The sequence below is a fragment of the Kribbella speibonae genome (assembly GCF_004331375.1).
Classification (GTDB): domain Bacteria; phylum Actinomycetota; class Actinomycetes; order Propionibacteriales; family Kribbellaceae; genus Kribbella; species Kribbella sindirgiensis.
Genome location: NZ_SJKC01000002.1, coordinates 1613870 through 1640599 on the forward strand (window position 1 = coordinate 1613870; position 26730 = coordinate 1640599).

The window sequence follows — 26730 nt, forward strand, 5'->3', positions numbered from 1 at the left end:
AACTAGCGGATCAACGTCCCCCGCGTGCTCTTGCCTCCAATCAACTGACGATCAACTGATGCCGAGCGGCCCGGCGTTGCGGGCCCAGCGGTACTTGGCACCGAGGACCTGGACCGGGGTCTCGGTGGTGTACGGGTACGCGACCACACCGTGGTCGAACAGGTACTGGCTGGCTTCCTCGACCTCGACGTCACCGGACAGCGAGGCGACCACGGGCTTGTCGATGCCCTTGGCCCGGAACTCCTCGACCACCTCGGCGACCAGCTTCGCGAACACCATCGGCGGCGTCACGATCGTGTGCCAGTACCCCAGGATCAGCGCGTGGATCCGCTCGTCGGACAGCCCCAGCGCGATCGTGTTCCGGTACGTCGACGGCGGCTCGCCGCCGGTGATGTCGACCGGGTTACCGGCCGCGCCGAACGGCGGGATGAACTTCCGGAAGGCCTCGTCGAGGTCCGAAGGGATGTCCATCAGCGTCAGCCCGGCGTCCACGCAGGCGTCCGACAGCAGTACGCCGGAACCGCCCGCGCCGGTGATGATGACGACGTTCTCGCCCTTCGGCGTCGGCAGCAGCGGGATGCCGCGGGCGTACTGGAGCATCTCGTTCAGCCCCGGTGCCCGGACCACCCCGCTCTGCCGCAGGATGTCGTCGTACACCTTGTCGTTGCCGGCCAGGGCGCCGGTGTGCGAGCTGGCCGCTCGCGCGCCCAGGGAGGTACGTCCGGCCTTCAGTACGACGACCGGCTTCTTCTTCGACACCCGGGCCGCCGTCTCGGCGAAGGCCCGGCCGTCCTTCAAATCCTCAAGATGCATGGCGATCAGGTTGGTGTTGTCGTCGCTCTCGAAGAACGTCAGGAGGTCATCCTCGTCGATGTCGGCCTTGTTGCCTACCCCAACGATCGCGGAAACTCCCATCCGGCTGGACCGGCTGAAGCCGAGGATCGCCATCCCGATGCCTCCGCTCTGTGACGACAGGGCGACGGACCCGCGGACGTCGTACGGCGTGCAGAACGTCGCGCAGAGGCTCTCCGGCAGGTAGTAGTAGCCGTAGATGTTCGGTCCCAGAATGCGGACATTGTGTTTGCGGGCGATCGCGACGACCTCGTCCTGCAGTGCCTGCTCACCGGTCTCGGCGAATCCGGACGGGATCAGGATCGCGCCGGCGACACCCTTCTGACCGCACTGCTCGAGCGCCCCGCCGACGAACTTGGCGGGTACGGCGAACACCGCGACGTCGACGTCCCCCGGGACGTCCAGGATGCTGGGGAACGCCTTCAGCCCGAGGATCTCGTCGGCCTTCGGGTTGATCGGGTAGATGTCCCCGGCGTACCCGCCGTTGACCAGGTTCTTCATCACCGAGTTGCCGATCTTGCCGTCCTCGTTGGACGCGCCGATCACGGCCACCGCACGCGGCTTCATGATCCGGGTCATCGCGGTCAGGATCTGCTCCTGGCTGTACCGCTCGATCGGTTTGCCGGCCTCGGCGTCGACGATGATCCGGAAGTCGACCGCGGTGGCGCCGTCCGGCCCGGCGAGCACCGGGTTCAGGTCCACCTCCGCGAACTCCGGGAAGTCCGTGACCAGGTCCGACACCCGCTGGATCAGATTGCCGACAATCTCCTTGTCGACCGGCCGTGCGCCGCGGACGCCCTCGAGCATCTCGTGGGCGTCGATCCCGTCGACCATCGCCCGGGCGTCGTCGCCGGACAGCGGCGCCAGCCGGAACGTGACGTCCTTCAGCACCTCGACGAGTACGCCGCCCAGCCCGAACGCCACGACCTTCCCGAAGGTCGGGTCGGTGACCGCCCCGACGATGACCTCCTGCACGTCACCGCCGGTGACCAGCATCTTCTGCACCTGGACGCCGACAATGTCGGCATCCGGCTTGTAGGCAGTCGCGTTGTCGACAATCTGTTTGTAGGCCGCCAGCACGGCGTCCTCGCTGTCGACGCCGACCACCACGCCGCCGGCGTCGGTCTTGTGCAGGATGTCCGGTGAGACGATCTTCAGCACGACCGGGAAACCGATCTCGGCCGCGAGGCCGGCGGCCCCCTCGGCAGTCGTGGCCAGCCCCTCGCCCGGCGTCGGGATGCCGTACGCGTCGGCGACCAGCTTGGCCTCCGGCGCGCTCAGCGAGGTGCGGCCGTCCGCCAGAGCCTGGTCGAGGATGGTCCGGACTGCTGCCTTGTCATAGGTCATGCGCTGCAACTCCTCTGTGATCGATGCTTGCGTCCGAAGAACCTGTGTCCTGTCGGACGGTCAGATGACGCCGGCGGCCTTCAGTTCCTGCAGCTCGCCGGTGTCGATACCGAGCGCGCCGTAGATGACGGAGTTGTGTTCGCCGAGGCCCGGTGACGTCTGGACCTCGACCGGTGAGTCGGACAGCTTGATCGGGCAGCCGACGGTCTTGAACGTGCCGCGCTGCGGGTGCTCGACCTCGACCACCGCGCCGAGGTCCGCGAGCGTCTCGTCCGCGATCAGCTCGGCGGTGGACATGATCGGCCCGCACGGCACGTTCAGCGCGTTGAGCTTGTCCATCACCTCGAACTTGGTGTGCTGCTCGGTCCACTGCTCGATCAGCGCGAACATCTTGTCGAGCTTGTCGAGCCGCGCGACCGGCGTCGCCCAGTCCGGGTCCTCGGCCAGCTCCGGCTTCCCGATCAGCTGGGCGATGGGCGCCCACCCAGGCGGCTGGACGATCACGTAGATGTAGTCGTTCGGTCCGCCGGGTGCGCAGCGCAGCGCCCAGCCCGGCTGGCCGCCACCGGAGGCGTTCCCCGAGCGCGGGACCTCGGTACCGAAGTTGTCGTTCGGGTACTCGCGCAGCGGACCGTGCGTCAGCCGCTGCTGGTCGCGCAGCTTGACCCGGGTCAGGTTCAGGACCGCTTCCTGCATCGCCACGGTGACCCGCTGGCCCTTGCCGGTGTGCGTCCGCTGGAGCAGCGCGGCGAGGATGCCGGCGACCAGATGGATGCCGGTACCCGAGTCGCCGATCTGCGCGCCGGTCGCGGTGGGCGGCCCGTCCTCGAACCCCGTCGTACTCATCGCGCCGCCCATCGCCTGGGCGACCACCTCGTACGCCTTGAAGTTCTCGTACCGTCCCGGGCCGAAGCCCTTGATCGACGCGAAGACCAGGCCGGGGTTGATTTCCTGCAGACGCTCCCAGGTGAACCCCATCCGGTCGATGGCACCGGGGGCGAAATTCTCGACCAGGACGTCTGAGTCACGAACCAGGTCGATGAAGATCTCCTTGCCCCGGTCGGACTTCATGTTCAGCGTGATGCTGCGCTTGTTGCAGTTGAGCATCGTGAAGTACAGGCTGTCGACGTCCGGCAGGTCGCGCAGCTGCTGGCGGGTGATGTCGCCGGTCGGTGCCTCGAGCTTGATCACATCGGCGCCGAGCCAGGCGAGGAGCTGGGTGCAGGACGGTCCGGACTGCACGTGGGTCATGTCGAGAACACGGACACCCTCGAGGGCCTTTGTCATGCTGGGTCCCCTTTACTTGTACATGGTCTGGTTCATGGTTCCGGGGGCGTAGGCGTCCGGGTCGACCCAGACGTTGATCAGCGACGGCAGCCCTGACTCGCGGGCCCGGAGCAGCGCCGGCCCGATGTCGGCGGGGTCGCGGACTTCCTCGCCGTACCCGCCGAGCATCCGGGCGAACTCGTCGTACTTCACGTCGCCGAGGGTGTTGCCGATCCGGCCGCGGTCCTTGCCGTACTTGGCTTCCTGGCCGTAGCGGATCTGGTTCATCGACGAGTTGTTGCCGACGACACCGACGAACGGGAGCTTGTAGCGCACCAGCGTCTCGAAGTCCCAGCCGGTCAGCGAGAACGCGCCGTCGCCGAACAGCGCGACCACTTCCTTGTCCGGTCGCGCGTACTTCGCCGCGAGCACGAACGGGATGCCGACGCCGAGCGTGCCGAGCGGGCCCGGGTCCATCCAGTGGCCGGGCGACTTCGGCTGCACCACGCCGCCGGAGAACGTCACGATGTCGCCGCCGTCGCCGATGTAGATCGAGTCCTCGGTGAGGAACTCATTGATCTCGTGGGCGAGCCGCAGCGGGTGGATCGGGTTCGCGTCGGACAGCTGCCGGGGCAGCCGCTTCTGGTACGCCGCGTCCTCCTCGGAACGCAGCTCCGCGAACCAGGCCTTCCGGTCGGTCTTCTGCAGCCGGCCCGACGACGCCTGCGTGACGGCCGCCAGGATCGCGCCCGGGTCGCCGACCAGGCCGAGGTCGATGTCGCGGTTCTTGCCGACGGTGCGGTAGTCGAGGTCGATCTGGACGACGGTGGCGCTCTTCGGGAGCCGGCGCCCGTACCCCATCCGGAAGTCGAACGGCGTGCCGACGATCAGGATCAGGTCGGCGTTGTTGAAGCCGTACCGCCGGGACAGGTGGAAGTGGTGCGGGTCGCCCGGCGGCAGCGTGCCGCGGGCCGAACCGTTCATGAACGCGGGGATGTCGAGCGTCCGGACGAAGTCGATCGCCGCGTCGCTGCCGCGGGACGTCCACACCTGGCTGCCAAGCAGTACGACGGGCTTCTCGGCCCGCGCGAGCAGGTCGGCCAGCGCCTCGACGCTCGCCGGGTCGCCGATGCTCTTCGTCGAGGCCCGGTAATGCCCGGCCTCGGGGACGGTCGCGGACTCGACCGGCACCGAGTTGTCGAGAATGTCGCGCGGGATCTCCAGGAACGACGGGCCGGGCGCGCCGTTGTAGCACTCGCGGAACGCCATCGAGACCATGTCCGCGGCCCGCGCGGTGTGCGGAACGGTCGCGGCGAACTTGGTGATCGGCGTCATCATGTCGACGTGCGGCAGGTCCTGCAGCGACCCCATCTTGTGCTGGTTCAGCGCGCCCTGGCCGCCGATCAGCAGCATCGGGCTCTCGGCGCGGAACGCGTTGGCGACACCGGTGACCGCGTCCGTCGTACCGGGGCCGGCCGTGACGACTGCGCAACCGGGCTTGCCGGTGACCCGTGCGTACCCGTCGGCGGCGTGCGCCGCGACCTGCTCGTGCCGGACGTCGACCACCGCGATGCCCTCGTCCACGCAGCCGTCGTAGATGTCGATGATGTGACCGCCGCAGAGCGTGAAGATCACGTCGATCCCCTCGGCCTTCAAGGCCTTCGCGACGAGGTGACCACCGGAGATGGTCTCCGGCTCCTTGACCACCGCTGTGGGTTGGGTCTCCGACACTGTCTGCGCCATCTGCAGTCAACTCCTCGGAAGGGCCTTCGGTGGGCCTTGATGTAGATTGCATACCGTATGGTGTAGTCGTAGTCTTATCCCAGGGCGTAGCGGTTGTCCAGAGTTCGCACCCAGGAGGCTGTGATGACGATTTCCGAGGAACTCGACCGGACCCGCGCCGCACTCCTCGCACTGGAGAAATCCCTTATGGCGTTGAGGAATCGGATCGGCCCGCATCTCGATGTCCTGCGGCTGCTCGACGACCTGGAGCGCTGCACGGCGGACCTTCGGCGCCTCGAGCAGCAGGTTCGCGCCCCTCGCCGGCACGAACTCGTGACCATCCCGGACGGCGACTACGACCACGATTTCTGGGCGGACGCCGAACACGAAGGCCTGGGCTGAGACGCGAGGCAGAGCTTCAGCAAGCTGCGCAGGCGTACGTCGGGATTGGCCGCGCGAGCGGTGATCGCCACCGCTTCGGCCGCCTGCTCTGTGGCGACGAACGAGCGATAGAACGGCTCACTCCATCGCCCGAGAGCGGGCATCCACCAGCGCGCCGCTCCCCCAGGGCTGTCATGAGAACCGAGCAAATGCATCGCCGTCTGGTGAGCCGCGGTCAGCCTGCGCCACTCGTCGCCCGTGAGCTCACCACCCGCGAGTGCCGTGGAAACACACAACGCAACCAAGCGGGCGGATGCCTCGAAGCCCACGCTGCTCGTATTGATGAAGCGCGGCGCGAGGGGCAGGAGGTGCCGACGGCCGTCTGAGGTGCTGTGGTCGTGCGCCGCCCGCGCAACCGAGCTCAGGACGGGATGCACGCACGCGGGGCGATCCGTCCAGGGTTCTCGTGCCATCCGTGACACCAGTTCCATCACGCACGGATCCGGCCGGCGCACCTTCGCGTAGCCGTTCACTCGCCCGCCACCGGCGTACCGAACTGAGGGCGGACAGGCAGCGCGGGGCGACCGGGTTGTTTGAGGAGGCGCACGCTCAGCGCCGTCAGTACGCCGAGCAGACCGGCGCCGAGGAACAGCGGCCGGTAACCGACGACGGCGATCACGGACGCGGCGACGCCGATGCCGATCAGGCCGCCGACCGCCTTCGCGGAGTACAGGATGGCCTGGTTCTGCAGCAGGCTGTTCTCGCCGAAGAACTCCAGGACGAGGTTGGCCATGATCGCGTAGAACGCACCACCGCCGAGGCCTGCGAACATCGCGCACACCACGAACACCCATCCCGGTCCGGCAACCACCAACCCCATGTGCGCGAACCCCTCGACCATCAGTACGGCGGCCAGCACGCGGCGGCGACCGAACCGGTCGGACAGGTGACCTGCGAGCGACCGGCCAAGGCCGTTGACTGCGGCAAGCATCCCGGCAGCGGTCGCCGCGACCGTGAGACCGAGGCCGGCGCTCACGCCGTAACTCACCACGAAGCCGATACCGAGCAGCGACAACGCCGTACTGATTGCCAGCAGCAACCACATCAGTGGCAGCGCGCCGGTCCGCATCGCCTCCCCCGGACGGTACTGGCGGACCGCGGGCGCGTTGTGCGGGATGCTGCGGTTCAGTTTCCGGTCGATCGCCCACGCCTGAGCGTCGAGGTCCGCGGGCCACCAGTGCCGCGGCGGATCCTTCAGCAGACCACCGGCGATCAGGACGACCAGCACCGCCACCAGAGCGGTCAGATCGAACACGATCGCCTGATCCAGCCGCGTGAGCAGGAAGATGCTCGGTACGGCGCCGACCGCGAACCCACCCGTGACGAAGCCGATGGTCGCCGTACGCCGTTCCGGGAACCAGCGCGCCGACGTCGTGATGCACGCGGCGTACACGAGGCCCGCTCCGGTGCCGCCGAGGAGCGAGTAGCCGACGAGGACCGTGGCGTAGCTGTGCACGTGGGCCAGCGTGACGAGTCCGATCGCGGCGAGCACTCCACCTCCGACGACGAGCTGCGTCGGCGTTGCCCGCCGTACCCGATGGGCCCAGGCGGCTGGGATCGCGACCAGTGCTTGGCCGGCGACGAAGACCGCCAGCAGCCACAGGGTTTGGGCCGCGCCCCACCCGCGGTCCGCGGCCAGGCCGAGGGCCGCGGTGCCGAACGAGTACTGCAACGGACTGATCGCGACCATGCAGGCCCAGGCCGCCCAGAGCTGCCAGCGGCGCGAGTGGCCGGTGAGTTCACGGGCGTCCTCGCCGATCCGGTAGCGCCGGCCGTAGACGTCACGCACATCCCGGGTCACGTGATTCATGTCGCCTCCCTGACTACTGCATACCGTATGAAGTCTGTGGTACTCCCTCCGTCGCGGCGTGTCCAGACCTGGGGAGGTCTTGTGAGCAGATTGCATACCGCATACAGTCGTCACCACACATTCTTGGAGGCGACGTGGACCTCATGGAGTACCAAGCCAAGGAGCTGTTCGCCCGGCACGGCGTTCCGGTGACGCTGGGGCGGGTGATCGAGGACGCGGCCGACGCCGCGGACGCGGCCCGTGAGCTCGGCGGGCGCGTGGTGGTGAAGGCGCAGGTGAAGACCGGTGGGCGCGGCAAGGCCGGCGGCGTGAAGCTGGCCGCCACCCCGGACGAGGCACAGGCGAAGGCGGCCGAGATCCTCGGGATGGACATCAAGGGGCACACCGTGCAGCGGGTCCTGCTGGCGCCGGCCGCGGACATCGCCGAGGAGTACTACTTCTCGTTCCTGGTCGACCGGGCGAACCGCGAGTACCTCTGTATCGCCAGCACCGAAGGCGGTGTGGAGATCGAAGAGGTCGCGCACACCCACCCGGATGCGATCGCGAAGGTGCGGATCGACCCGGCGACCGGCGTCGACAAGGCGAAGGCTGCGGAGATCGTGGCGGCCGCGGGATTCCCGGCCGAGGCGGCGACCGTCGTACGGCGGTTGTGGGACGCGTTCATCGCGGAGGACGCCACCCTGGTCGAGGTGAATCCGCTGGTGAAGCTCGGCGACGGGACGCTGGAAGCGCTCGACGGGAAGGTCACGCTCGACGACAACGCGGCGTACCGGCACTCCGATCACGCGGGCTTCGACGACAAGGCGGCCGCCGACCCGCTCGAGGCCGAGGCGCATGCCAAGGGCCTGAACTACGTGAAGCTGGACGGCGCGGTCGGGATCATCGGCAACGGCGCGGGGCTCGTCATGAGCACCCTGGATGTCGTGGCGTACGCCGGCGAGCCGTACGGCGTGAAACCGGCCAACTTCCTCGACATCGGTGGTGGCGCGTCCGCCGAGGTGATGGCGAACGGACTCGGGATCATCCTGTCCGATCCGCAGGTGCGCAGTGTGTTCGTGAACGTCTTCGGCGGCATCACCGCCTGCGACGCGGTCTCGAACGGCATTGTGCAGGCGCTGGCCCAGCTCGGTGATCGGGCCGACAAGCCGCTCGTCGTCCGTCTGGACGGCAACAACGTCGAGGAAGGCCGCACCATCCTCGCCAAGGCCGGCCATCCGCTGGTCACCGTGGTCGACACGATGGACGGCGCCGCCGCCCGGGCCGCCGAGCTCGCCGCGTAGAAGGAGAACAAGAGATGGCGATCTTCCTGACCGAGAAGAGCCGGGTCGTCGTGCAGGGCATGACCGGATCCGAGGGACAGAAGCACACCAGCCGGATGCTTGCCGCCGGCACCAATATCGTCGGCGGGGTGACCCCCGGCAAGGGCGGGCAGTCGGTGGACTTCGCGCGGCGCTCGATCCCGGTCTACGGGTCGTGTGCGGATGCGGTGAAGGCAGCGGACGCCGACGTGTCGGTGGTGTTCGTACCACCACGGTTCACCAAAGGCGCGGTGCTCGAAGCGGTCGATGCCGGGATTCCGTTGGTGGTCGTGATCACCGAGGGTGTGCCGGTGCACGACACCGCCGCGCTCTTCGCGCACGCACAGGCCGGTGGGACGCGTGTCATCGGGCCGAACTGCCCGGGGATCATCAGCCCGGGGCGCGCCAACGCGGGCATCATCCCGGCCGATATCGCCGGGCCGGGGCGGATCGGTCTGGTCAGCAAGTCGGGCACGTTGACCTACCAGATGATGTACGAGCTGCGGGACTTCGGGTTCTCGACCGCGATCGGGATCGGCGGCGACCCGATCATCGGGACCACGCACATCGACGCGCTGCAGGCGTTCCAGGACGACCCGGACACCGACGCGATCGTGATGATCGGTGAGATCGGTGGTGACGCCGAGGAGCGTGCGGCCGCGTTCATCAAGGAGAACGTGACCAAGCCGGTCGTCGGGTACGTCGCGGGCTTCACCGCCCCGGAGGGCAAGACGATGGGCCACGCCGGCGCGATCGTCTCCGGCTCGTCCGGCACCGCGGCCGCAAAGCAGGAGGCCCTGGAAGCAGCCGGCGTACGCGTCGGCAAAACTCCCACCGAAACCGCCCACCTCCTCCGCACCACCCTCGCGCCCGCCGTTCCGAATCTCGCTGGTTGACCCACCAGATGCAGGGTTGGCCACCCGTATTCAGGTCGTAAACCCTGCATCTCGTGGGCCTACCCACCAGATGCGGAGTGCGGCGGGGGTGCGGTGCTGCTGCGGTGGACGAGTTTGGCGGCGACGGCGACCGGTTCGTGGTGGTGTTCGCCGGCCTGGATCTCCTGGATCAGGGCGTCGACGCTCAGCCGGCCGACGTCGACGAAGTTCTGCCGGATCGTGGTCAGTGGCGGCCAGAAGTGGGCGGCCTCCTCCATGTCGTCGAAGCCGACGATGCTGACCTCGCCGGGCACCGCACGCCCCCGCTCGTGCAGCGCGCGCAGCAGGCCTAGCGCCATCTGGTCGTTCGCGACGAACACGGCGGTGACCTCGGCGTTGGCGGCCAAGTGCCGGCCAGCTTCGTATCCCGAGCCCGCCGTCCAGTCGCCGTCGTACACCGGCGGCACCTCCCGGCCGTGGTCGATCAGCGTCTGCTCCCAGGACTGCCGTCGGCGGTCGGCGGCGAACGACGTCGGCGGCCCGCCGAGGTGCCACACCGTCGCGTGGCCCAGGTTCAGCAGGTGCTCTGTGGCCAGCCGGGCGCCCTGCCGCTGGTCGGTGTCGACGATCGGGAAGTCGTAATGCGCGCTCGAGTCGACCACCACGACGGGCAGGCCGTCCGGCAGCCGTACGCCGGCCTCGTCCAGGGTGTGCGCCTCGATCAAAATGATCACGCCGTCCACCGCCTGCTCGCCGAGGCGGCTGAAGGCGTTCGTCACCGCACTCTGCGAGACGTCCAGCACCGGAACCAGGTTGATCGCGTACCCGCTGATGGTCGCGGCCGTCGCGATCGCGTCGAGCGTGCGCGTCGTACCGAAGCTGTGCAGTTCGAAGACGATCACGCCGATGCTGCGGTACTCGCCGTTCCGTAGCGCGCGGGCAGCGCTGTTCGGGCGGTAGCCGAGTTGGCTCATCGCGGCCCGGACCCGGTCCCGGGTGGCCGCGTCGACATTGTTCCGCCCGTTCGCGACCCGCGAGACGGTCTGCCCGGACACCCCGGCCATCCGGGCCACGTCCGCCATCGACGGCCCGCGTCGCCGGCGGCCCGCTGAATCCTCCCCTGTCATCGCACCTCCTGGTTTGAGTCCGGAGTGTAGACATGTTGACGTAAACACGCTAGCGTCGCGCCGTCGATGTTGACGTCAACATCGCGTGTCGCGCCCCCACCTCGGGGCCGAGAGCGAGAGGAGGTCCCGGACGTGGCGGAGTCCGTGGCCCAGCAGCAGCTTGCGCGGGCCGGTGCGACCGGCCAGCGCCGCCGGCGGGTGTTCAAGGACGGCAAGGGGTGGCTGTTCGTCGGCCCGTTCCTGGCCGTCTTCGCGCTCACCTTCCTGGCCCCGATCGGGTACGCGATCTACCTCAGCCTGTATCGCAACCAGGCCTTCTTCGGCGGCACTGTCTTCGTCGGGCTCGACAACTACACCCAGGCGCTGCAGGACCCGAAGTTCTGGGAGGCGTTCGGCCGGGTGGGGGTGTTCCTGGTCGTCCAGGTACCGATCATGCTCGGGCTTGCACTGCTCGCGGCACTCGCGATCGACAGCGCGCGGCTGCACGCGGCCGGCTTCTTCCGGATCGTGATCTTCCTGCCGTACGCCGTACCGGGCGTCGTCGCCGTCCTGATGTGGGGCTACATCTACGGCGACAACTTCGGACTGGCCGCGAATCTCAACGACCTGCTCGGGACGACCGCCATCCAGCCGCTCAGCGGGACCTGGATGCTGCCGTCGATCGCCAACATCGTCACCTGGGAGTTCGTCGGCTACAACATGCTGATCTTCTACTCGGCACTGCGGACGGTGCCGGGCGAGCTGTACGAGGCGGCCGCGATCGACGGCGCCGGGACGTTCCGGACGATCCTCGCGGTCAAACTGCCCGCGCTGCGCGGCGCGATCGTGATCGCGACGATCTTCTCGATCATCGGCAGCTTCCAGCTGTTCAACGAGCCGAACATCCTGCGCACGCTCGCGCCGAACGTGATCACGACGTACTACACGCCCAACATGTACGCCTACAACCTGTCCTTCGCCGGCCAGCAGTTCAACTACTCGGCCACGGTCGCGATCGTGATGGGCATCATCACCGCGATCATCGCGTACGTCGTCCAGCTCCGCGGATCCCGGGAGGCCTTGTGAGTACCGTGACCTCTCCCCTGCGCCCGAAGCGCTCGAAGCTGCTCACCGGCGTGATGGTGCTGTACCTGCTGTACACGATCGTCCCGCTCGCCTGGTTGTTGCTCAGCACAACCAAGACCCAGGACGACCTGCTCTCCACACCAGGGCTGTGGTTCGGGAAGAGCTTCGCGTTCTTCACCAACATCAAGGACACGCTGACCTACAACGACGGCATCTTCCTGCGCTGGCTCGGCAACACGGTGCTGTACGTCGTCGTCGGCGCGGGCGGCGCGACGCTGCTCGCCACCGCGGCCGGCTACGGACTGGCGAAGTACAAGTTCACCGGTCGCCGGGCCGTCTTCGCCGTACTGCTCGGCGCCGTCGCGGTGCCGGGGACCGCGCTCGCCGTACCGACGTTCCTGATGTTCTCCAACCTCGGGCTGACGAACACCGTGTGGGCGATCATCATCCCCTCGCTGGTGAGCCCGTTCGGGTTATACCTGATGTGGGTCTACGCGACCGACGCCGTACCGGGAGAGCTGCTCGAGGCGGCCCGGATCGACGGCGCCGGCGAGGTCCGCACGTTCTTCACCGTCGCGCTGCGACTGCTTGCCCCCGGCATCGTCACCACGCTGCTGTTCGCGATGGTGTCGACCTGGAACAACTACTTCCTGCCGCTGATCATGCTCAGCAAACCCAACCTCTACCCACTCACGGTCGGGCTCACCCAGTGGAGCAACCAAGCGACCGGCGTGGGCGCCCGCCCCATCTACAACCTGGTGGTCACCGGATCGTTGCTGACGATCGTTCCGCTGGTGGTCGCCTTCCTCCTTCTCCAGCGCTTCTGGCAGTCAGGCCTGAGCGCCGGCAGTGTGAAGTGAAAGGAACATCCATGAAGTCACATCGTCGAGGCCTCCGGCAGCTGGTGGTTGCCGGAGCCGCACTGACGGCGCTCGCCGTTCTGGCCGCCTGTGGCGGCGGCTCCAAGACCGACGCCGCCGGCGGCGGTACGACGACCGGCTCGGCCGACGCCGTCGACGCCGCACTGAAGGCGGGCGGCGAGATCACCTACTGGAGCTGGACGCCGTCGGCGCAGGCCCAGGTCACCGCGTTCATGAAGCAGTACCCGAACGTCAAGGTGAACTACGTCAACGCGGGCACCGGCAACGACCACTACACGAAGCTGCAGAACGCGATCAAGGCCGGCTCCGGTGCGCCGGACGTGGCCCAGATCGAGTACCAGGCGCTCCCCCAGTTCGCCCTGCCCGGCTCGCTGGTCGACCTGAACCAGTACGGGTTCTCGCAGTACGAGTCGGCGTACACGGCCTCGACCTGGGCCGCCGTGCACGCAGGCAGCGGCCTGTTCGGGCTGCCGCAGGACTCGGGACCGATGGCGCTGTTCTACAACAAGCAGGTCTTCGACAAGTACGGCATCGCCGTGCCGAAGACCTGGGACGAGTACGTCGCGGCCGCCAAGAAGCTGCACGCGGCGAACCCGAAGGCCTACATCACCAACGACTCCGGTGACGCCGGCTTCACCACCAGCATGATCTGGCAGGCCGGCGGCCAGCCGTTCAAGACCGACGGCAAGAACGTCACGATCAACCTGCAGGACGACGGTTCCAAGAAGTGGACCGGGATGTGGAACCAGCTCGTCGAGGGCGGTCTCGTCTCGAACATCCCGGGCTGGACCGACGAGTGGTTCAAGGCACTCGGCGACGGCACCATCGCGACGCTGCCGACCGGTGCATGGATGCCCGGCGTGATGGAGTCGTCCGTGAAGGCGGGCGCGGGCAAGTGGGCAGTTGCCCCGATGCCGACGTACGACGGCCAGCCGGCTACCGCGGAGAACGGCGGCAGCACCGAGTCCGTGCTCAAGCAGAGCAAGAACCCGGCCCTCGCGGCGGCCTTCGTGCGCTGGCTGAACCACGACGAGGGCGTCAAGCCGTTCCTCGCCAGCGGCGGCTTCCCGGCGACCACGGCCGACCTCAAGGACCCGGCGTTCGTGGACAAGACGAGCGCGTACTTCGGCGGTCAGAAGATCAACCAGGTGCTCACCGCGGCGGCCGGCTCGGTCGTGAAGGGCTGGAGCTACCTGCCGTACGAGCTGTACGCGAACAGCATCTACGGCGACACGGTCGGCAAGGCGTACCAGTCGAAGTCCGACCTGAACGCCGGCCTCACGTCGTGGCAGGACGCGCTGGTGAAGTACGGCAACGAGCAGGGCTTCCAGGTCAACGGCTGACGATGGAACAGGTGGGTCCGGCGTCGCTGTTGGCCGGACCCACCCGGTCATGGGGCCTCCCGTCCTGGACTGAGGAGCGCAGGGAGCGAAGCGACTGGAGCGACGAGGGAAGGACGGGAGTTCCAGCCCCATGACCCGCCGCGACGGAGTCGCGGCAATCAGTACTGCTTTACACGCCGACCTTGCTCGCGAGCAGGTCGGCTACCGCGTGCACGGCCCGGAGCGTGGGGGCCTTGACGCCGGTCAGGTCGGCGAGTTCGACGACCGCGGCGAGGATGACGTCGAGTTCGAGCGGCTTGTCCTTCTCGAGGTCCTGCAGCATCGAGGTCTTGTGCTCGCCGACGCGTTCGGCGCCGTCGAGCCGCTTGTCCACGGAGATGTCCGGATGACAGCCGAGCGCGGCGGCGATCTCCAGCGACTCCTCCATCATCAGCCGGACCATCTGCCGGGTGCCCTGATGCGTCGCGATCTCCACCATCGTCGCCCGGGCCAGCGCGCTGATCGGGTTGAACGCCGCGTTCCCGAGCAGCTTGATCCAGATGTCGTTGCGGATGTCGTTCTCGACCGGGCACTTCAGTCCGCCGGCGATCATCGCCGTACTGAACGCCGCACAGCGCTCCGACTGACCGCCGCCAGGTTCGCCGATCGAGAAGCGGGTGCCTTCCAGGTGCCGTACGACGCCCGGACCTTCGAGCTCGGTCGAGCAGTAGACGACGCAGCCGATCGCGCGGTCGAGGTCGAGCACCTGGGTGACGGCACCGCCGGGGTCGACCGATTCGATCCGGCGTCCCTCGTACGGGCCTTTCAGACCGTGGAAGTACCACCAGGGGATGCCGTTCTGCGCCGCGACCACCACTGTGCGGTCGTGCAGCAGGGGCTCGACCAGTGGGCCGGCGTTCGCGTACGAGTTCGCCTTGAGCCCGAGAAAGACGTAGTCGACCGGGCCGATCGCGGTCGGGTCGTCGGTGGCGGGCGTCCGGGCCGTGAAGTCACCGCGTGGGCTGAGCACCGTGACACCGTCCGACCGGATCGCTTCCAGATGCGCGCCGCGGGCGACCAGGTGGACCTCTGTCCCACCGCGGTGTAGCGCGGCGCCGACGTACGCGCCGATCGCACCGGCGCCGAGAACCGCAACTCTCATAAGGGTCCCTGCCTTCCGGGAGGCTTGTATACGGCATACAGTAGGCTGGACGCTGAATGCGGTCAAGATCACACTTCCCGGCAAGCGCTCGCCAAAAAAGTTCGGTGCGCAGCGATGAATCGGGGCCTGGCCGCCGGTAGGTACCGGCATGAACCACCCGACACGAGGAGCAGGAACCATGGGCCACGTCATCGTCACCGGATTCGTCAGCCTCGACGGCATCGTCACCGACCCGGACGGCTCCGGCGGCACCCCGGCCGGCGGCTGGGCGTTCCGGCACGGCCCCGAGACCGTCGGCGGCGACAAGTTCCGGCTCGGCGAGCTGATGGACACCGGCGTACTGCTGCTCGGCCGGACCACCTGGGAGCTCTTCAGCCGGCTCTGGCCGAACCGCACCGACGACTTCTCGACCCGGATGAACAAGATGGCCAAGGTGGTCGTGTCCCACTCGCTGACAGACCTGTCGGCCTTCTCCAACTCGACCCTGATGGAGGGCACGCTGACGGACTACGTGCGGAGCGAGGCGCGAACCATCGCGGTCACCGGCAGCCTCAGCGTGATCCGGGCGCTGCAGGCCGCCGATCTGGTCGACGAGTACCGGCTGATGACGTTCCCGTCGATCGCCGGCAGCGGCGAGAAGCTGTTCGGTCCGTCCGACACCCCCGTCCACTTCCAGCTCGCCTCAGTCACCCAGACCGGCGCGGCATCGTTGGCGACGTACGTACGGCCCTAGCAAGATGGTCCGGTGACGTGGCCGGCGATGGTGTGGATCGGTGGGGCTCCGGGGGCGGGGAAGTCGACGATCGCGCGGGACCTCGCGCGGCGTACCGACCTGCCGCTACACCCGGTGGACCTGTGGACCTACGCGCACCTGGAGCGGCTCCCACCACTCCGGCCGCTGGCTGAGGACCTGGCGGTCGGGCCCGAGTACGCCGCGGACGCGTTCGTGGACATCGCACGGCTGCGCCTGGAGCTGGTTGTGGCGGATGTACGCGAGCGCGGGCTGGGCGACGTACCTGCGGTGGTGGAAGGACCACAGCTCTTCCCCTCGATGGCTGACTCGGTTCCGGCAGCGGTGTGGCTGCTGCCGGACGCCGAGCAGACGCGCCGGGCACGGGAGGAGCGGCCGGACCGTGGTCATCTGGAGAGCTTGCTGGCGCGTGACGCCGTACTGACCGAGCTGGTACGACGTGAGGCCGCCGAGCGGGGACGTGCCGTCATCGAGGTCTCTGCCTCCCCGGACTGGGCTGTTATTGCTCGTGCCGTAGAGGGCGTGTTGGGTGTGCTGCCCCGGCTGGAGCCCGGTGCGGAGCTCAGTCAGCAGCGGCGGTACGAGAACCTCGCGGCGTGTCGTCAGGGGCGGTTGTGGCAGGCGGACATCGGGCTGGCCGAGCTGCCGCCGTACCCGTTCGCGTGTGAGTGCGGGACGTCCGGATGCGCGGTGACCTGGGCGGGAACGCCGGATGAATACGACGTACGGCGTGGCGAGGGGTGGCTGACGGCTCATCCAGCGTGCTAGGGTTTCTGACCGTTGCAGTTTTGCAGTTCCACGTTCGTGTCGAAGCGCCCGCGGATTGTAATCCGCCGGGCGTTTTGTCGTATCAGGAGAAAAAAATGGCTTTGGGAACAGTGAAGTGGTTCAACGGCGAGAAGGGCTTCGGCTTCATCTCCCAGGAGGACGGCGGCGCCGACGTGTTCGTGCACTACTCGGCGATCCAGACGCAGGGCTTCCGCTCCCTGGACGAGAACCAGCGGGTCGAGTTCGAGATCGCCCAGGGCCCGAAGGGCCTGCAGGCGGAGAACGTCCGCCCGGTCTGATTCTGTAGACGGCAGACCCGGTTCACGCCGGGTCTGCCGTGTTCCACAGGTACTCCCCGTCGTCCAGTACGTCGGTGCGGGTGAGACCTATCGCGGCTGCGACAGCGGCCGATGCGGTGTGGTCCGGATGTACGTGCGCGATGATCCGGCCGATTCTCTGAGCCCGTAGCCAGGTGACCAGTCCCTGGGCGGCCTCCTTCGCGAAACCGCGGCCCTGCCACGCGGCGCCGATCACCCACGCGATCTCCGCAGTACCGTCGATGACGGTCGCCTGCACGTAGCCGATGAGCGCGTCGTCGTACTTGATCACCCAGTTCAGCCACTGCTCGTCCGGGCGTCCCGGACCGGCCAGTTGGCGGCGGTAGCGCGCCTCCAGAGCCGCTACAGTCGGCGGCTCGCCGCCGGTGAACGTATAGAGGGCAGGGTCGGACAGGACCGCTGCCATCGCTTCGGCGTACTCGACCTCGAGCGGCAGCAGAGTCAGGCGGTCCGTGGCGATCACCCGCGCAACGGTAACGCCCTTTGCCGAACCGGCAACGTGAGGTGGGCTGCGTCACCCGCGAGGACCAGACTGTCGTCATGATCGAAATCGATTGGGCCGAAGAGGCGGGACGGCTGCGCGCGGCGGCCGAGGGCGAGGGCGCCTGGAACGCCGGCGTGGCTCGCAGTCTGGTGCGGGACGGCGACAAGGTCGTCGCGGACGTCGGCTGCGGTGGCGGCGGAATGGCCAGGGCGCTCGCCGAGGCGTTGCCCGGCGCGACCGTGGTGGCGATCGACGCGGATCCCGACGTACTGGAGCAGGCGCGGGAACACACCGCGGGCCTGGTGCGGTGCGAGCTGGCGTCGATGGACGACGGAGCGGAACCGTTGCGCCGGGCAATCGACGCGCCGGCCGACCTGATCTGGGCGTCGGCCTCCGTTCACCACGCCGCCGACCAGCAGGCCGCCGTGGACGCACTGGCCTCCCTCCTCGCACCTGGCGGGCGGCTGGCACTCGCCGAGGGCGGGCTGCCCGCACGGCACCTCCCCTGGGATCTCGGAGTCGGTGAGCCCGGTCTGGAGCTGCGGCTCGACCTGGCGCAGGACCGGTGGTTCAAGGTCATGCGGGAATCGCTGCCGGGGTCGGTGCCGATGCCGTACGGGTGGACCGAGGCGCTGACCCGGGCTGGGCTGACCGGCGCGACCACACGGAGTGTGCTGACCGAGACACCGGCGCCGCTGTCTCCCGAGCTGCTCGAAGGCGTCGTCCACGCGTTCCGGATCAGGATCGAGCGGCTGACCGGCACCGGTCATGGTCACGGTCACGGACACGTGGTTGCCGATGAGGAGTGGCTGGCTCCGGAGGATCTGGACACCTGGCGGCAGCTGCTGGACCCAGACGGACCGCACTACCTCGGACAGCGGACAGACCTCGCCGTACTGTCCGTCCGCAGCGTCCACCTGGGGCACTCGCCGCGCTGACAGGGCACGCCGTCACCGCACTGTCGGCCGCTCACCGTAAGGTGGGTGCCCATGAACGACCGGCTGGTGTGGATCGACTGCGAGATGACCGGCCTCGACCTGGCCAACGACGCCCTGATCGAGGTAGCGGTTCTCGTCACCGACTACGAACTGAACGTGCTCGGCGACGGAATCGACCTGGTGATCGCGCCACCCCCGGCCGCGCTCGACCAGATGGGCGACTTCGTCCGCGACATGCACACCGCGTCCGGCCTGCTCGAAGAGCTCGCCAACGGCATCCCGCTCGCCGACGCCGAAGAACAGGTCCTCGACTTCATCACGGGGTACGTCAAAGAGCCGCGCAAGGCCGCCCTCGCCGGAAACTCCGTCGGCACCGACCGCACCTTCCTCGTCCGCGACATGCCCCGCGTCGAATCCCACCTGCACTACCGCAACGTCGACGTCAGCTCCATCAAAGAACTCGTCCGGCGCTGGTACCCGCGCGTCTACTACGCGACCCCCGCCAAAACCGGCAACCACCGCGCCCTCGCCGACATCACCGAAAGCATCTCCGAACTGCGGTACTACCGCGAAACCGTGTTCGTGCCGCAACCCGGCCCCGACTCCAGCACCGCCCGGGCCGCCGCCAGCCTCGTCGCAGCACCCACCGAGGACAGCACAACCGGCGCCTGACCAGCGGATTCACCCTCGATTTCAGGTCCTGACAGTTCGTCGCTATGATTGCTCAGCCGTCGCGGTTCAGACGGCAATGGTGGGTGTAGCTCAGCTGGTAGAGCACCTGGTTGTGGTCCAGGTGGTCGCGGGTTCGAGTCCCGTCACTCACCCGATGGCCGGCCATGCCTGCGGAAAGCGCAGGCTTGGTCGGCTTCGTCATTTTGTGCGGCTGCGCTTCGCTTGCCGCCGGCGGGGGCTCCGCCACCCGCACCCCCTTTCGCCTTCGCTTCGCTCGGCTTCCGTGGTCGGGTTGGGCAGTTCGCTCGGCTTCGGTGGTCCCGTTCGGTTTGTGGCGTGCGTGGGAGGATGTTCTGGTGAAGTTGAGTGGGAGTGCTTGGTTCGGGTATGGCGTCGTGGTTGTTGTGACGTTTGTGGTGGGGTTTCTGGCGTTCTCGGTTTGGGTTCTGTCGAAAGTCTTCTGAGTTGGGGTGTGATCTGACCTGGCTGTGGATGCGTCTCTTCTGACAGAGGCATCTACAGGAGGTGTGGATGGGTACGACTGAGGACTTCGAGGAGTTTGCTCGGGTTCAGATACCGCGGCTGTATCGGACTGCTTGGTTGCTGGCGGGGGATCGGCATCATGCTGAGGATCTGGTGCAGGAGACGCTGGCGAATCTGCTGAAGGTCTGGCAGCGGATCGAGAGTCCTGCTGCTTATGCGCGTACTGCGTTGGTGCGGACTTATGTCTCGCAGCGGCGGCGTAAGAGTTGGTCTGAGCGGCCTACTGCTGACGTGCCGGAGAGGGTGGAGCGGGCTGGGGATCCGGAGTTGCGGGTGGCTTTGCAGAGTGCTTTGGCGGAGCTGGCGCCGTTGGATCGGGCCGTGCTGGTGCTGCGGTTCTTCGAAGATCGCAGCGTCGAGCAGGTGGCGCTCGATCTAGGCAAGAAGACCAGTGCGATCACCACTCGCACCGCCCGCGCCCTGGACCGTCTGCGGGCGGTTCTTGGTGACGGCGCCGACCAGTTGATCGCGCACTGACGCTGAGGAGAACCATGAACACCCAACTCACCGATTTGATGAACCGCGCCACCGAAAACCTCGAGCCCGTCACACCCGATCTGCTCGAACGCAGCGTCGCGCAGGGGTTGCGGCTGCGGCGTCGGCGTACGGCGATCGCCACCGCGTCCGGCGCCGGGGCCGTGCTGGCCACCGCGGGGCTGATCGCCGGCGGGATCCACCTCGCCGGCTCCCCCAGGGACGCTGGGGTCGCTGGTTCGCCTGTGCCGATCGCGAAGCCTTCGGCCAAGGCGACTCCGACCGCCAAGCCCGCTGGAGTGAACCCGAAGCAGACGCTGGCGACGCTGAAGGCACTCGTTGCGGCGCCTGGCCGGACCTTCGTGAGCCCTGAGACGTGGGGCGGTGGCGACTACGCCGGTGCGGCGTACGTCGTCAACGACGGTCACGGCGCCGCACGGGTCGACGTACTGCTCTCCGGTGGCGGCGAGGGGAACCCGTGTGTCCCCAAGCGCGCGGGGTGCAGCACCCTGCCGGACGGGTCGGTCCTGTACGTCTCCAAGGAGTCACCCGAGTACAGCGACAGCCGGCAGGCGGAGTTCAGCGTCGTCAGCAACTACGTGGTCCTGTTCCGTCCCGACGGCCGCAACATCAACCTCACCAGCTACAACGGCCCGGCACAGAAGGGCAAGCAGCACACCCGCCCCACGCCTCTTCTCTCGGTCGAAGACCTCTCGGCCCTCGCGAAGAGCAAGGCCTGGAAGCTCCCGCCCGTCTCCCCCACGAAGGGCATGAAGTAGAGGCCTGTGAGCCCATCGCGTCTACTCCCCGGAGAAGACGCGATGGGCTCGTGGGTCAGCGGCTGATGGCCGGGGTGTAGAAGTCCCAGAGCGACGCGTTCTGGGGGACGTACAGGCGGTAAGTGCGGGTCTTGTTCGGGTAGTACGTGTAGGCCGCCTGACCGGAAGCGTTTGTGGTTAAGTACTTCAGGCCCTTCCAGGTCGAGCTTCCGATTTCCTTGTACTGCAGCAGGACCTGCTTACCGGACCAGCGGGCGAACGCGTTGATCTTCGGGTTGTAGTACCCGACAGTCGCGATGAAGGCAGTCCGCGAGCCTTTACGGCCGCCGATCAGTGTGGCGGACGAGCCGTACTTCGTGTACGACGAGGCGTTCGTCTGCGCGATGTCGTTGTAGTTCCGGTCGGCCGCCCCCGTGCCGATCCACGTGGTCCGCCCGACCGGAGTGCTCAGCGCGTACATCGTGAGCGTCTCCGAGTACGTCGTGTCGTCGAACCACAGGAACTCCGACCACGTCGATCCCGTGGTCGACCCGGTCCAGGTAGCATCCGACATCCCCGCCGTCTTGCAGTTCGCAGCGAGCGTGATCTTGAAGTTCGTGACCGCCGCCCGAATGCTGAACCGGGCCGGCATCACCATCGAACACGTTCCGGCCGCAGCCGACCGGGCATCGGCCGGCTGCGCGGACGCCGTGGCCGGAAGCGATAGCAGGCCGGCGACCAACGCACCGGCAGCGAGCAATGACTTGATACGCAAGGTTCCCCCCTCGATCGAGGACCGGACACCCCATCCGGTCATGCCTGCTATCGCGCCGAGAGCCTCGGGCGTTACATTGCGTTACTTCGCCGCGAGTACGCCGTGGGTGACCAGTTCGACGCCGATCGCCAGCGTGAGGAAGCCAATGATGCGGCTGAGGGCGCCCAGGCCCGTGGGGCCGAGCTTGTCGACGAGCGGCGTTCCGAAGCGCAGCAGCGCCGCGACGAGCGCGGCGATCACGACCGAGGCCACAATCACGCTCAGCCGGTTCGTGATTCCGGGATGCCGTGCGGTCAGGGCGATCACCACGCCGATCGCGCCCGGTCCGGCGATCAACGGCAACGCCATCGGCGAGAACGACACGTCCGGCTTGGCCGCCCCGTGCGTCTTCTCGTCCTCGGTCAGGGTCTGCCGGGCGACGATCATCCCGAAGCCGGAGTGCGCGACCACCAGGCCGCCGGCGATCTGCAGCGCTGGCAAGCCGATGCCCAGCCCCTCCAGAACTAGCGTGCCGAACAGCGCGAAGACGGTCAGGATCGCCAGCACGTAGACGCCGGTCATCACCGCCTGGCGTTTCATCGCGGCGCGGTCGACACCCTCTGTCAGACCTGCGAAGGTGGCCAGCGCGCCGATCGGGTTCATGATCGGCAACAATGCAGCCAACGCCGAAACCGCAACGTGTACGGGCTCCACGGTCGGGAGCGTACACGGCCCAGAGAGGACCTGCCGTGCGCCACGAGGTGACCGCCGCCGACACCGCACTAGCCGTGGGCAGCGGCGACGTAGAGGTGCTCGCGACTCCCCGTCTGATCACCTGGCTGGAGTACACGACCGCCCAGCTCGCCCTGAGCGCGCTCGGACCCGGCCAGACCTCTGTGGGTACGTCGGTTCGCATCCGCCACCGGTTGCCGACCCGCGTCGGCGACACCGTCGACGTCGCCGCGGACGGCCCCGAGGTGGACGGGCGCCACCTGCGCTTCCAGGTCCGCGCCACCAACTCGGCCGGCCAACTGATCGCGGACGGCGAACTCGAACGCGTCGTGGTCGACCGCGAACGGTTCCTCGCGAACGTTCCCTAGACCGGCCGCTCGACGTACCAGGCCGGCAGCTCGCCGGGCTGGAGGCTGGCCGGGTCGCCCGGACGGGAGAGCGTGAGGATCGCCTGCTGGATCTCCGGGCGGGCGTTCAGCGCGTCCTCGATCGCGTAGAGGCGGGCGGCGACCTCGGACTCGACGTCGTTGCCGACCACGTCGACCGCGGCGACCAGGAAGATCCGGTCCGCGCCGACCCACTCCATGTGCAGGAACGTGATCCGCTCGATGTCCTCGTGCGCGAGCAGCGCGCGGAGCACCCGGTTCCGGGCCAGCGGCGTGACCGCCTCACCGGTCAGGAAGTCCATGTTCCGGCTGATCAGGAACAGCGCGACCCCGCCGAGCAGGATCCCGACCACGATCGAGCCGATCGCGTCCCAGACCGCGTCGCCGGTCAGTTGATGCATCAGGATCGCGAGCGCCGCGATCAGGATGCCGATCAGCGCGGACAGGTCCTCGACGAAGACCGCCCGGAGCACCGGGTTCGACGTCAGCCGCACGTACCGCCACGGTCGCAGCATCCGCTCCAGCGCACCGGCCTTGGTCTGCCGCAGCGCCTGCGTGAACGAGATCCCCTCGAGAACGAACGAGACCCCGAGCACGGCGTACGCCCAGCCGTACGACGTACTTTCCGCCTCACCGTGCTGCAACGACTGGATGCCGTGCCACACCGAGACCGCGGCGCCGACCGTGAACAGCCCGAATGCGGCGAACATCGACCAGATGTAACCGACCCGCCCGTACCCGAGCGGATGCGACTGGTCGGCCGGCTTCCGCGCCCGCCGCTCCCCCACCAGCAGAAACACCTCGTTGCCGGTGTCTGCCCAGGAGTGCGCCGCCTCCGCCGTCATCGAGGCGGATCCGGTGATCACCGCGACAACCGTCTTGGCGACGGCGATCAACAGGTTCGCGGCGAGCGCGACCAGCACTGTCAGGAGGCTCTCGCCACCGGACGTGTCGGTCTCCGAGCTGCTCACGGTCCGACCATACTCAGCTGACCCGCCGGACTCAGCTGACTGGCCGGATGATGCGCTGTTCGATCGCACGGGCCACGGCCGCCGCTCTGTTGTCCACCTCCAGCTTCGAGTAGATGTGCGCCAAATGGGACTTGACCGTCGCCTCGCTGACATAGAGCTTCTTGGCCATGTCACGGTTCGACTTGCCGGTGGCGAGCAGGCCGAGAAGCTCCACCTCGCGCTCGGTCAGCGTCGGACCGGAACGACGCACCAGCCGTGCGGCGACGGCCGGCGCGAGCACCGTCTCGCCACGGGCAGTGCCGCGGATCGCGCGGAAGAGGTCCTCCGGCGGCGCGTCCTTCAGCAGGTAACCGGAGGCCCCCGCATCGATCGCGCTCATGATGTCCGCCTCGGTGTCGTACGTCGTCAGCACCAGCACGTACGGCGGCTCGGCCAGGGCCCTCAGACGCGCGGTGACCTCGGCCCCACCAGCGCCGGCGCCGAGGTTCAGATCCATCAGTACGACGTCCGGGTGCAGGGCCGCGACGAGCTGCTCCGCGCTGCGCGCGTCCGACGCCTCGCCGACGACGGTCAGGTCTTCCTGCCCTTCGAGCAGCGCCCGGACTCCCGCGCGCACCACGGGATGATCGTCGACCAGGGCAACCCGGATCATGGCCGCTCCGGATACACCCGCAGCGGGATCGACGCGGCCAGCGCCGTCCCGTCCCCCGGTTCACTTTCCAGCACCAGCGTTCCTCCCAGTTGTCTCAGCCGTTCTCGGATTCCGGCCAGTCCATGGCCGCGGTCGGAATCGATCTTGACATGAGATCGCGGAAGGCCTCGGCCGTTATCCACAACGTCGAGAACCACCGCATCCGGGTGGTAGGTGAGCGTCACGACAGCCGCTTTCGCGTGCGCGTGTTCGAGGACATTGGCGAGTGCGCCGCGGGCCGTGCGGAGCAGTGCTGTCTCCACCTCCGAGTCGAGAGTGACCGGCGTACCGTGCACCTGCACACGGACGCTGACGTCGCTGTGGGCCGCCAAACGCTCACAGCTCTTGCGAAGCGCTTCCGGCAGACCAGCCGCGAGCTCAGCCGGTGCCAGGTCGCGGACGACCCTCCTGGCCTCGTCCAGTCCGTCGCGTGCCGTGGCTGCGGCCTGGGCCGCGTGCTCGCGTGCGGCAGCCGGTCTGTCGTCCCACTCGCGTTCGGCGGCCTGCAACAGCAGGTTGATGCTCGACAACCCCTGGGCGACGCTGTCGTGGATCTCGCGCGACAGCCGCGCGCGCTCCGCTATGACACCGGCCTGGTGCTGCGCGTCGGCCAGATCGCCCTGTGCTGCGTGCAGGTCGTCCAGCAGGGCCTGTCTGGCCAGTGCGTCCCGCTCCAGCGCCCGATAGGCGCCTACGGCAAGCACTGCAACACACACCGGGCCCAGCACGATCGTCGGGTCCAGCCGGTCGGTCATCCGGGTCCACTGCACCACGGTGACCACCACCATGCCCGCAACAACCAGACAGGCCGGCCGGAACGACAGGATGCGCAGGGCAACGAAAGACAGCGGCACCGCGCACCAGGCGAACGACGGCGCCAGGAACACCAGCACGCACCACTCCACGACCAGCAACGCCAGCCAGACCCGACTGGGCAGCACACGGTAGGCGGCGTACGTCGCGAGCAGCACTACTGCACCGACCAGCACCCACGGTCCACGGTCGTCGAGCCCGTGACCTGTGAGGTACCGGATCGCCGACGCCAGCACGAGAACCACCAGCGCCGCGTGCAGTGCGGTCACCAGCCGGGTCGCGTGACTCAGGATCGACGGGGTGTGTGCAGTAGACATGTTCAGGTGATCGTAGGCCGCCTGGACCCGGTTCCGAATCATCCGTTCGGCTATCGATTGGTGGCCGAACACCCGTCGTGCGGGGCGCCCGGCCGACGGAGGCTGGAGGCAGCTCGCAATCCACCGACCGCTTAGGGGTCCAGATGTCTGTCCGTTCAATGTCCGCCACCCTCGCGCTGTCCGCCACCCTGCTCGGTGCCGGCGCCTCGACGGCCTTCGCCGCCCGTCCGGCCACGTACGAGCTGCCCGGGGACGCCGGCGGCTCGAAGTTCGAGGGCATCGGGTACGACGCGCGTACCAAGAACTACTACGTGTCCGAGACCACCGGCGGCGAGATCCACCGCGGTCAGCTCCGCTCCGGCGACGCCGTCGAGTGGCTGAAGGGCGACGGCACCGACGGCCGCTGGACCGCCCGCGGGGTGAACGTCGACTCCCAGGGCCGCGTGTACGTCGCCGGCGGGCCGAACGGGATCGACCACCCGGGCGCGCCGGACCTGTGGGTCTACGAACGCGACGGGCGGCTGCTCGCCGCGCTGCGGACCGGCGTACCGAACGCGTTCCTGAACGACCTCGTGATCGGGCCGGACGGCGCGGCCTACTTCACGAACTCGAACGCTCCGCAGATCTTCCGGGTCTCCGAGCACCACGGCCGGTGGACCGTCACGACCTGGGCCGACGCGACCGGGACCATCGAGACGGCGACCGGCTTCAACCTCGGCGGGATCGTGCTGTCACCGGACCGCCGGGCGCTGGTCGTGGCCCAGGGCAACGTCGGCAAGCTGTGGCGGTTCGACCTGCGGACGGCGCAGGCCACCGCGATCGACACCGCCGGCGCGGACCTCGTCAACGCCGACGGCCTCGTCCAGCAGGGCAACAGCCTCTGGGTCGTGCGCAACTTCTCCAAGGTGCTGAGCACGCTGCGGCTGTCGGCCGACGGCCGGACCGCGCGGCTGGTGTCCGCGACGCCGACCGACCCGGACCGGGTGCTGACGACCGCGAAGCTCGCGCAGGGACGACTGCTGGCGGTCGACAGCAAGTTCGACGAGGCGACCGCGGTCCCGCCGTACCAGGTCATCACCCTCAACCCGCGCCGATGAAGCGTCGCCCGATCGCCGTAGTCGCCGTCCTGCTAATGGCGGTGACCACCGCGTGTTCCACTGAGACCACTACTC

General features: G+C 68.1%; 27 protein-coding genes and 1 tRNA gene. 16 read left to right on the top strand and 12 right to left on the bottom strand.

Annotated elements, in window-relative coordinates; translation table 11 throughout:
* Positions 1–51 precede the first annotated feature (51 nt).
* From E0H92_RS20945 to E0H92_RS20955, 3 genes are read right to left on the bottom strand one after another with little or no spacing between them, the layout of a single operon-like run.
* Positions 52–2199 carry an acetate--CoA ligase family protein gene (locus E0H92_RS20945; protein ID WP_131497360.1) on the bottom strand — a complete coding sequence of 716 codons (2148 nt, stop codon included), beginning with the start codon at positions 2197–2199 and terminating at the stop codon, positions 52–54.
* A 60-nt stretch (positions 2200–2259) separates the two neighbouring features.
* Positions 2260–3486, bottom strand: a complete 1227-nt coding sequence (frc, locus tag E0H92_RS20950; protein WP_131497361.1) for a formyl-CoA transferase — start codon at positions 3484–3486, stop codon at positions 2260–2262.
* 12 nt (positions 3487–3498) lie between these two features.
* Complete coding sequence (locus tag E0H92_RS20955) at positions 3499–5208, bottom strand: thiamine pyrophosphate-binding protein (protein ID WP_131497362.1); 1710 nt, start codon at positions 5206–5208, stop codon at positions 3499–3501.
* Positions 5209–5331: 123 nt separating this feature from the next.
* Between E0H92_RS20955 and E0H92_RS20960 the strand changes: the two genes are divergently transcribed.
* The gene (locus E0H92_RS20960) at positions 5332–5589 is read left to right on the top strand and encodes a hypothetical protein (protein WP_131459439.1); all 258 of its coding nucleotides are present in this window, start codon (positions 5332–5334) and stop codon (positions 5587–5589) included.
* 508 nt (positions 5590–6097) lie between these two features.
* On the opposite strand, the gene E0H92_RS20965 is transcribed toward E0H92_RS20960, so the two are convergent.
* Complete coding sequence (locus tag E0H92_RS20965; RefSeq protein WP_131497363.1) at positions 6098–7438, bottom strand: OFA family MFS transporter; 1341 nt, start codon at positions 7436–7438, stop codon at positions 6098–6100.
* 134 nt (positions 7439–7572) lie between these two features.
* Between E0H92_RS20965 and sucC the strand changes: the two genes are divergently transcribed.
* On the top strand, positions 7573–8718 hold the full coding sequence (gene sucC, locus E0H92_RS20970; protein WP_131497364.1) for an ADP-forming succinate--CoA ligase subunit beta: 1146 nt from the start codon (positions 7573–7575) through the stop codon (positions 8716–8718).
* Positions 8719–8732: 14 nt separating this feature from the next.
* Positions 8733–9632: a succinate--CoA ligase subunit alpha gene (gene sucD / locus E0H92_RS20975; RefSeq protein WP_131497365.1), complete on the top strand. Its 900-nt coding sequence runs from the start codon at positions 8733–8735 to the stop codon at positions 9630–9632.
* Between the two features lie 59 nt (positions 9633–9691).
* On the opposite strand, the gene E0H92_RS20980 is transcribed toward sucD, so the two are convergent.
* The gene (locus E0H92_RS20980) at positions 9692–10738 is read right to left on the bottom strand and encodes a LacI family DNA-binding transcriptional regulator (RefSeq protein WP_131459444.1); all 1047 of its coding nucleotides are present in this window, start codon (positions 10736–10738) and stop codon (positions 9692–9694) included.
* 132 nt (positions 10739–10870) lie between these two features.
* On the opposite strand from E0H92_RS20980, the gene E0H92_RS20985 reads away from it, so the two are divergent.
* From E0H92_RS20985 to E0H92_RS20995, 3 genes are read left to right on the top strand one after another with little or no spacing between them, the layout of a single operon-like run.
* Positions 10871–11803, top strand: coding sequence for a carbohydrate ABC transporter permease (locus E0H92_RS20985; RefSeq protein WP_238152442.1), 933 nt, complete (start codon positions 10871–10873; stop codon positions 11801–11803).
* On the top strand, positions 11800–12663 hold the full coding sequence (locus E0H92_RS20990) for a carbohydrate ABC transporter permease (protein WP_131290024.1): 864 nt from the start codon (positions 11800–11802) through the stop codon (positions 12661–12663). Before E0H92_RS20985 ends, E0H92_RS20990 begins: the two co-directional genes overlap by 4 nt.
* Before the next feature lie 11 nt (positions 12664–12674).
* Positions 12675–14027 (top strand): ABC transporter substrate-binding protein, encoded by a 1353-nt coding sequence (locus tag E0H92_RS20995; protein WP_131459445.1) that lies wholly within the window; start codon positions 12675–12677, stop codon positions 14025–14027.
* A 169-nt stretch (positions 14028–14196) separates the two neighbouring features.
* Here the strand turns inward: E0H92_RS20995 and E0H92_RS21000 are convergent, their stop codons facing one another.
* Positions 14197–15168, bottom strand: coding sequence for a 2-dehydropantoate 2-reductase (locus E0H92_RS21000; RefSeq protein ID WP_131497366.1), 972 nt, complete (start codon positions 15166–15168; stop codon positions 14197–14199).
* 178 nt (positions 15169–15346) lie between these two features.
* On the opposite strand from E0H92_RS21000, the gene E0H92_RS21005 reads away from it, so the two are divergent.
* The 3 genes from E0H92_RS21005 (at position 15347) to E0H92_RS21015 (ending at position 16986) form a co-directional block, all read left to right on the top strand.
* Positions 15347–15901, top strand: coding sequence for a dihydrofolate reductase family protein (locus E0H92_RS21005; protein ID WP_131497367.1), 555 nt, complete (start codon positions 15347–15349; stop codon positions 15899–15901).
* A gap of 12 nt (positions 15902–15913) precedes the next feature.
* A complete protein-coding gene (locus E0H92_RS21010) occupies positions 15914–16687 on the top strand; it encodes a hypothetical protein (protein ID WP_238173511.1) in 774 nt (257 codons plus the stop codon).
* A 95-nt stretch (positions 16688–16782) separates the two neighbouring features.
* Positions 16783–16986, top strand: a complete 204-nt coding sequence (locus E0H92_RS21015) for a cold-shock protein (RefSeq protein ID WP_130381366.1) — start codon at positions 16783–16785, stop codon at positions 16984–16986.
* A gap of 22 nt (positions 16987–17008) precedes the next feature.
* Here the strand turns inward: E0H92_RS21015 and E0H92_RS21020 are convergent, their stop codons facing one another.
* Positions 17009–17488, bottom strand: a complete 480-nt coding sequence (locus tag E0H92_RS21020; RefSeq protein ID WP_238152444.1) for a GNAT family N-acetyltransferase — start codon at positions 17486–17488, stop codon at positions 17009–17011.
* A gap of 77 nt (positions 17489–17565) precedes the next feature.
* Here E0H92_RS21020 and E0H92_RS21025 point away from each other — a divergent pair, with 77 nt between their 5' ends.
* The 5 genes from E0H92_RS21025 (at position 17566) to E0H92_RS21045 (ending at position 20915) form a co-directional block, all read left to right on the top strand.
* Positions 17566–18447 (top strand): class I SAM-dependent methyltransferase, encoded by an 882-nt coding sequence (locus E0H92_RS21025; protein ID WP_131459448.1) that lies wholly within the window; start codon positions 17566–17568, stop codon positions 18445–18447.
* A 51-nt stretch (positions 18448–18498) separates the two neighbouring features.
* Entirely contained in the window at positions 18499–19119 is a 621-nt protein-coding gene (gene orn, locus E0H92_RS21030) for an oligoribonuclease (RefSeq protein ID WP_131290006.1), read from the top strand.
* Positions 19120–19198: 79 nt separating this feature from the next.
* A tRNA-His gene (locus E0H92_RS21035) sits at positions 19199–19271 on the top strand.
* Positions 19272–19650: 379 nt separating this feature from the next.
* Positions 19651–20139 carry a SigE family RNA polymerase sigma factor gene (locus E0H92_RS21040; protein ID WP_131459449.1) on the top strand — a complete coding sequence of 163 codons (489 nt, stop codon included), beginning with the start codon at positions 19651–19653 and terminating at the stop codon, positions 20137–20139.
* A gap of 14 nt (positions 20140–20153) precedes the next feature.
* Entirely contained in the window at positions 20154–20915 is a 762-nt protein-coding gene (locus E0H92_RS21045) for a hypothetical protein (RefSeq protein WP_131497368.1), read from the top strand.
* A gap of 55 nt (positions 20916–20970) precedes the next feature.
* Here E0H92_RS21045 and E0H92_RS21050 read toward each other — a convergent pair whose 3' ends face one another.
* Positions 20971–21669, bottom strand: a complete 699-nt coding sequence (locus tag E0H92_RS21050) for a hypothetical protein (protein WP_131497369.1) — start codon at positions 21667–21669, stop codon at positions 20971–20973.
* An 81-nt stretch (positions 21670–21750) separates the two neighbouring features.
* Complete coding sequence (locus E0H92_RS21055; protein WP_238151057.1) at positions 21751–22362, bottom strand: MarC family protein; 612 nt, start codon at positions 22360–22362, stop codon at positions 21751–21753.
* A 35-nt stretch (positions 22363–22397) separates the two neighbouring features.
* Between E0H92_RS21055 and E0H92_RS21060 the strand changes: the two genes are divergently transcribed.
* The gene (locus E0H92_RS21060; protein WP_131343510.1) at positions 22398–22748 is read left to right on the top strand and encodes a thioesterase family protein; all 351 of its coding nucleotides are present in this window, start codon (positions 22398–22400) and stop codon (positions 22746–22748) included.
* On the opposite strand, the gene E0H92_RS21065 is transcribed toward E0H92_RS21060, so the two are convergent.
* The 3 genes from E0H92_RS21065 to E0H92_RS21075 are packed head-to-tail and all read right to left on the bottom strand — an operon-like array spanning position 22745 to position 25558.
* Positions 22745–23737 (bottom strand): cation diffusion facilitator family transporter, encoded by a 993-nt coding sequence (locus E0H92_RS21065; RefSeq protein WP_165549784.1) that lies wholly within the window; start codon positions 23735–23737, stop codon positions 22745–22747. The two genes, E0H92_RS21060 and E0H92_RS21065, sit on opposite strands and share 4 nt — an antisense overlap.
* A 31-nt stretch (positions 23738–23768) precedes the next feature.
* Entirely contained in the window at positions 23769–24389 is a 621-nt protein-coding gene (locus E0H92_RS21070) for a response regulator (RefSeq protein ID WP_131459453.1), read from the bottom strand.
* Positions 24386–25558 carry a sensor histidine kinase gene (locus tag E0H92_RS21075; RefSeq protein ID WP_238152445.1) on the bottom strand — a complete coding sequence of 391 codons (1173 nt, stop codon included), beginning with the start codon at positions 25556–25558 and terminating at the stop codon, positions 24386–24388. Before E0H92_RS21075 ends, E0H92_RS21070 begins: the two co-directional genes overlap by 4 nt.
* Positions 25559–25701: 143 nt before the next feature.
* Between E0H92_RS21075 and E0H92_RS21080 the strand changes: the two genes are divergently transcribed.
* On the top strand, positions 25702–26655 hold the full coding sequence (locus E0H92_RS21080; protein WP_131497371.1) for an SMP-30/gluconolactonase/LRE family protein: 954 nt from the start codon (positions 25702–25704) through the stop codon (positions 26653–26655).
* The last annotated feature ends 75 nt before the right edge of the window (positions 26656–26730 follow it).

Bases quoted from the DNA above. Each gene is read 5' to 3' on its own strand.
- frc (WP_131497361.1), bottom strand. From the start codon at position 3,486: ATGACAAAGGCCCTCGAGGGTGTCCGTGTTCTCGACATGACCCACGTG.
- E0H92_RS21045 (WP_131497368.1), top strand. From the start codon at position 20,154: ATGAACACCCAACTCACCGATTTGATGAACCGCGCCACCGAAAACCTC.
- E0H92_RS21075 (WP_238152445.1), bottom strand. From the start codon at position 25,558: ATGTCTACTGCACACACCCCGTCGATCCTGAGTCACGCGACCCGGCTG.
- orn (WP_131290006.1), top strand. From the start codon at position 18,499: ATGAACGACCGGCTGGTGTGGATCGACTGCGAGATGACCGGCCTCGAC.
- E0H92_RS20980 (WP_131459444.1), bottom strand. From the start codon at position 10,738: ATGACAGGGGAGGATTCAGCGGGCCGCCGGCGACGCGGGCCGTCGATG.
- E0H92_RS20995 (WP_131459445.1), top strand. From the start codon at position 12,675: ATGAAGTCACATCGTCGAGGCCTCCGGCAGCTGGTGGTTGCCGGAGCC.
- E0H92_RS21005 (WP_131497367.1), top strand. From the start codon at position 15,347: ATGGGCCACGTCATCGTCACCGGATTCGTCAGCCTCGACGGCATCGTC.
- E0H92_RS20945 (WP_131497360.1), bottom strand. From the start codon at position 2,199: ATGACCTATGACAAGGCAGCAGTCCGGACCATCCTCGACCAGGCTCTG.
- E0H92_RS21070 (WP_131459453.1), bottom strand. From the start codon at position 24,389: ATGATCCGGGTTGCCCTGGTCGACGATCATCCCGTGGTGCGCGCGGGA.
- E0H92_RS20960 (WP_131459439.1), top strand. From the start codon at position 5,332: ATGACGATTTCCGAGGAACTCGACCGGACCCGCGCCGCACTCCTCGCA.
- E0H92_RS21040 (WP_131459449.1), top strand. From the start codon at position 19,651: ATGGGTACGACTGAGGACTTCGAGGAGTTTGCTCGGGTTCAGATACCG.
- E0H92_RS20965 (WP_131497363.1), bottom strand. From the start codon at position 7,438: ATGAATCACGTGACCCGGGATGTGCGTGACGTCTACGGCCGGCGCTAC.
- E0H92_RS21015 (WP_130381366.1), top strand. From the start codon at position 16,783: ATGGCTTTGGGAACAGTGAAGTGGTTCAACGGCGAGAAGGGCTTCGGC.
- E0H92_RS21080 (WP_131497371.1), top strand. From the start codon at position 25,702: ATGTCTGTCCGTTCAATGTCCGCCACCCTCGCGCTGTCCGCCACCCTG.
- sucD (WP_131497365.1), top strand. From the start codon at position 8,733: ATGGCGATCTTCCTGACCGAGAAGAGCCGGGTCGTCGTGCAGGGCATG.
- E0H92_RS21000 (WP_131497366.1), bottom strand. From the start codon at position 15,168: ATGAGAGTTGCGGTTCTCGGCGCCGGTGCGATCGGCGCGTACGTCGGC.
- E0H92_RS20955 (WP_131497362.1), bottom strand. From the start codon at position 5,208: ATGGCGCAGACAGTGTCGGAGACCCAACCCACAGCGGTGGTCAAGGAG.
- E0H92_RS21025 (WP_131459448.1), top strand. From the start codon at position 17,566: ATGATCGAAATCGATTGGGCCGAAGAGGCGGGACGGCTGCGCGCGGCG.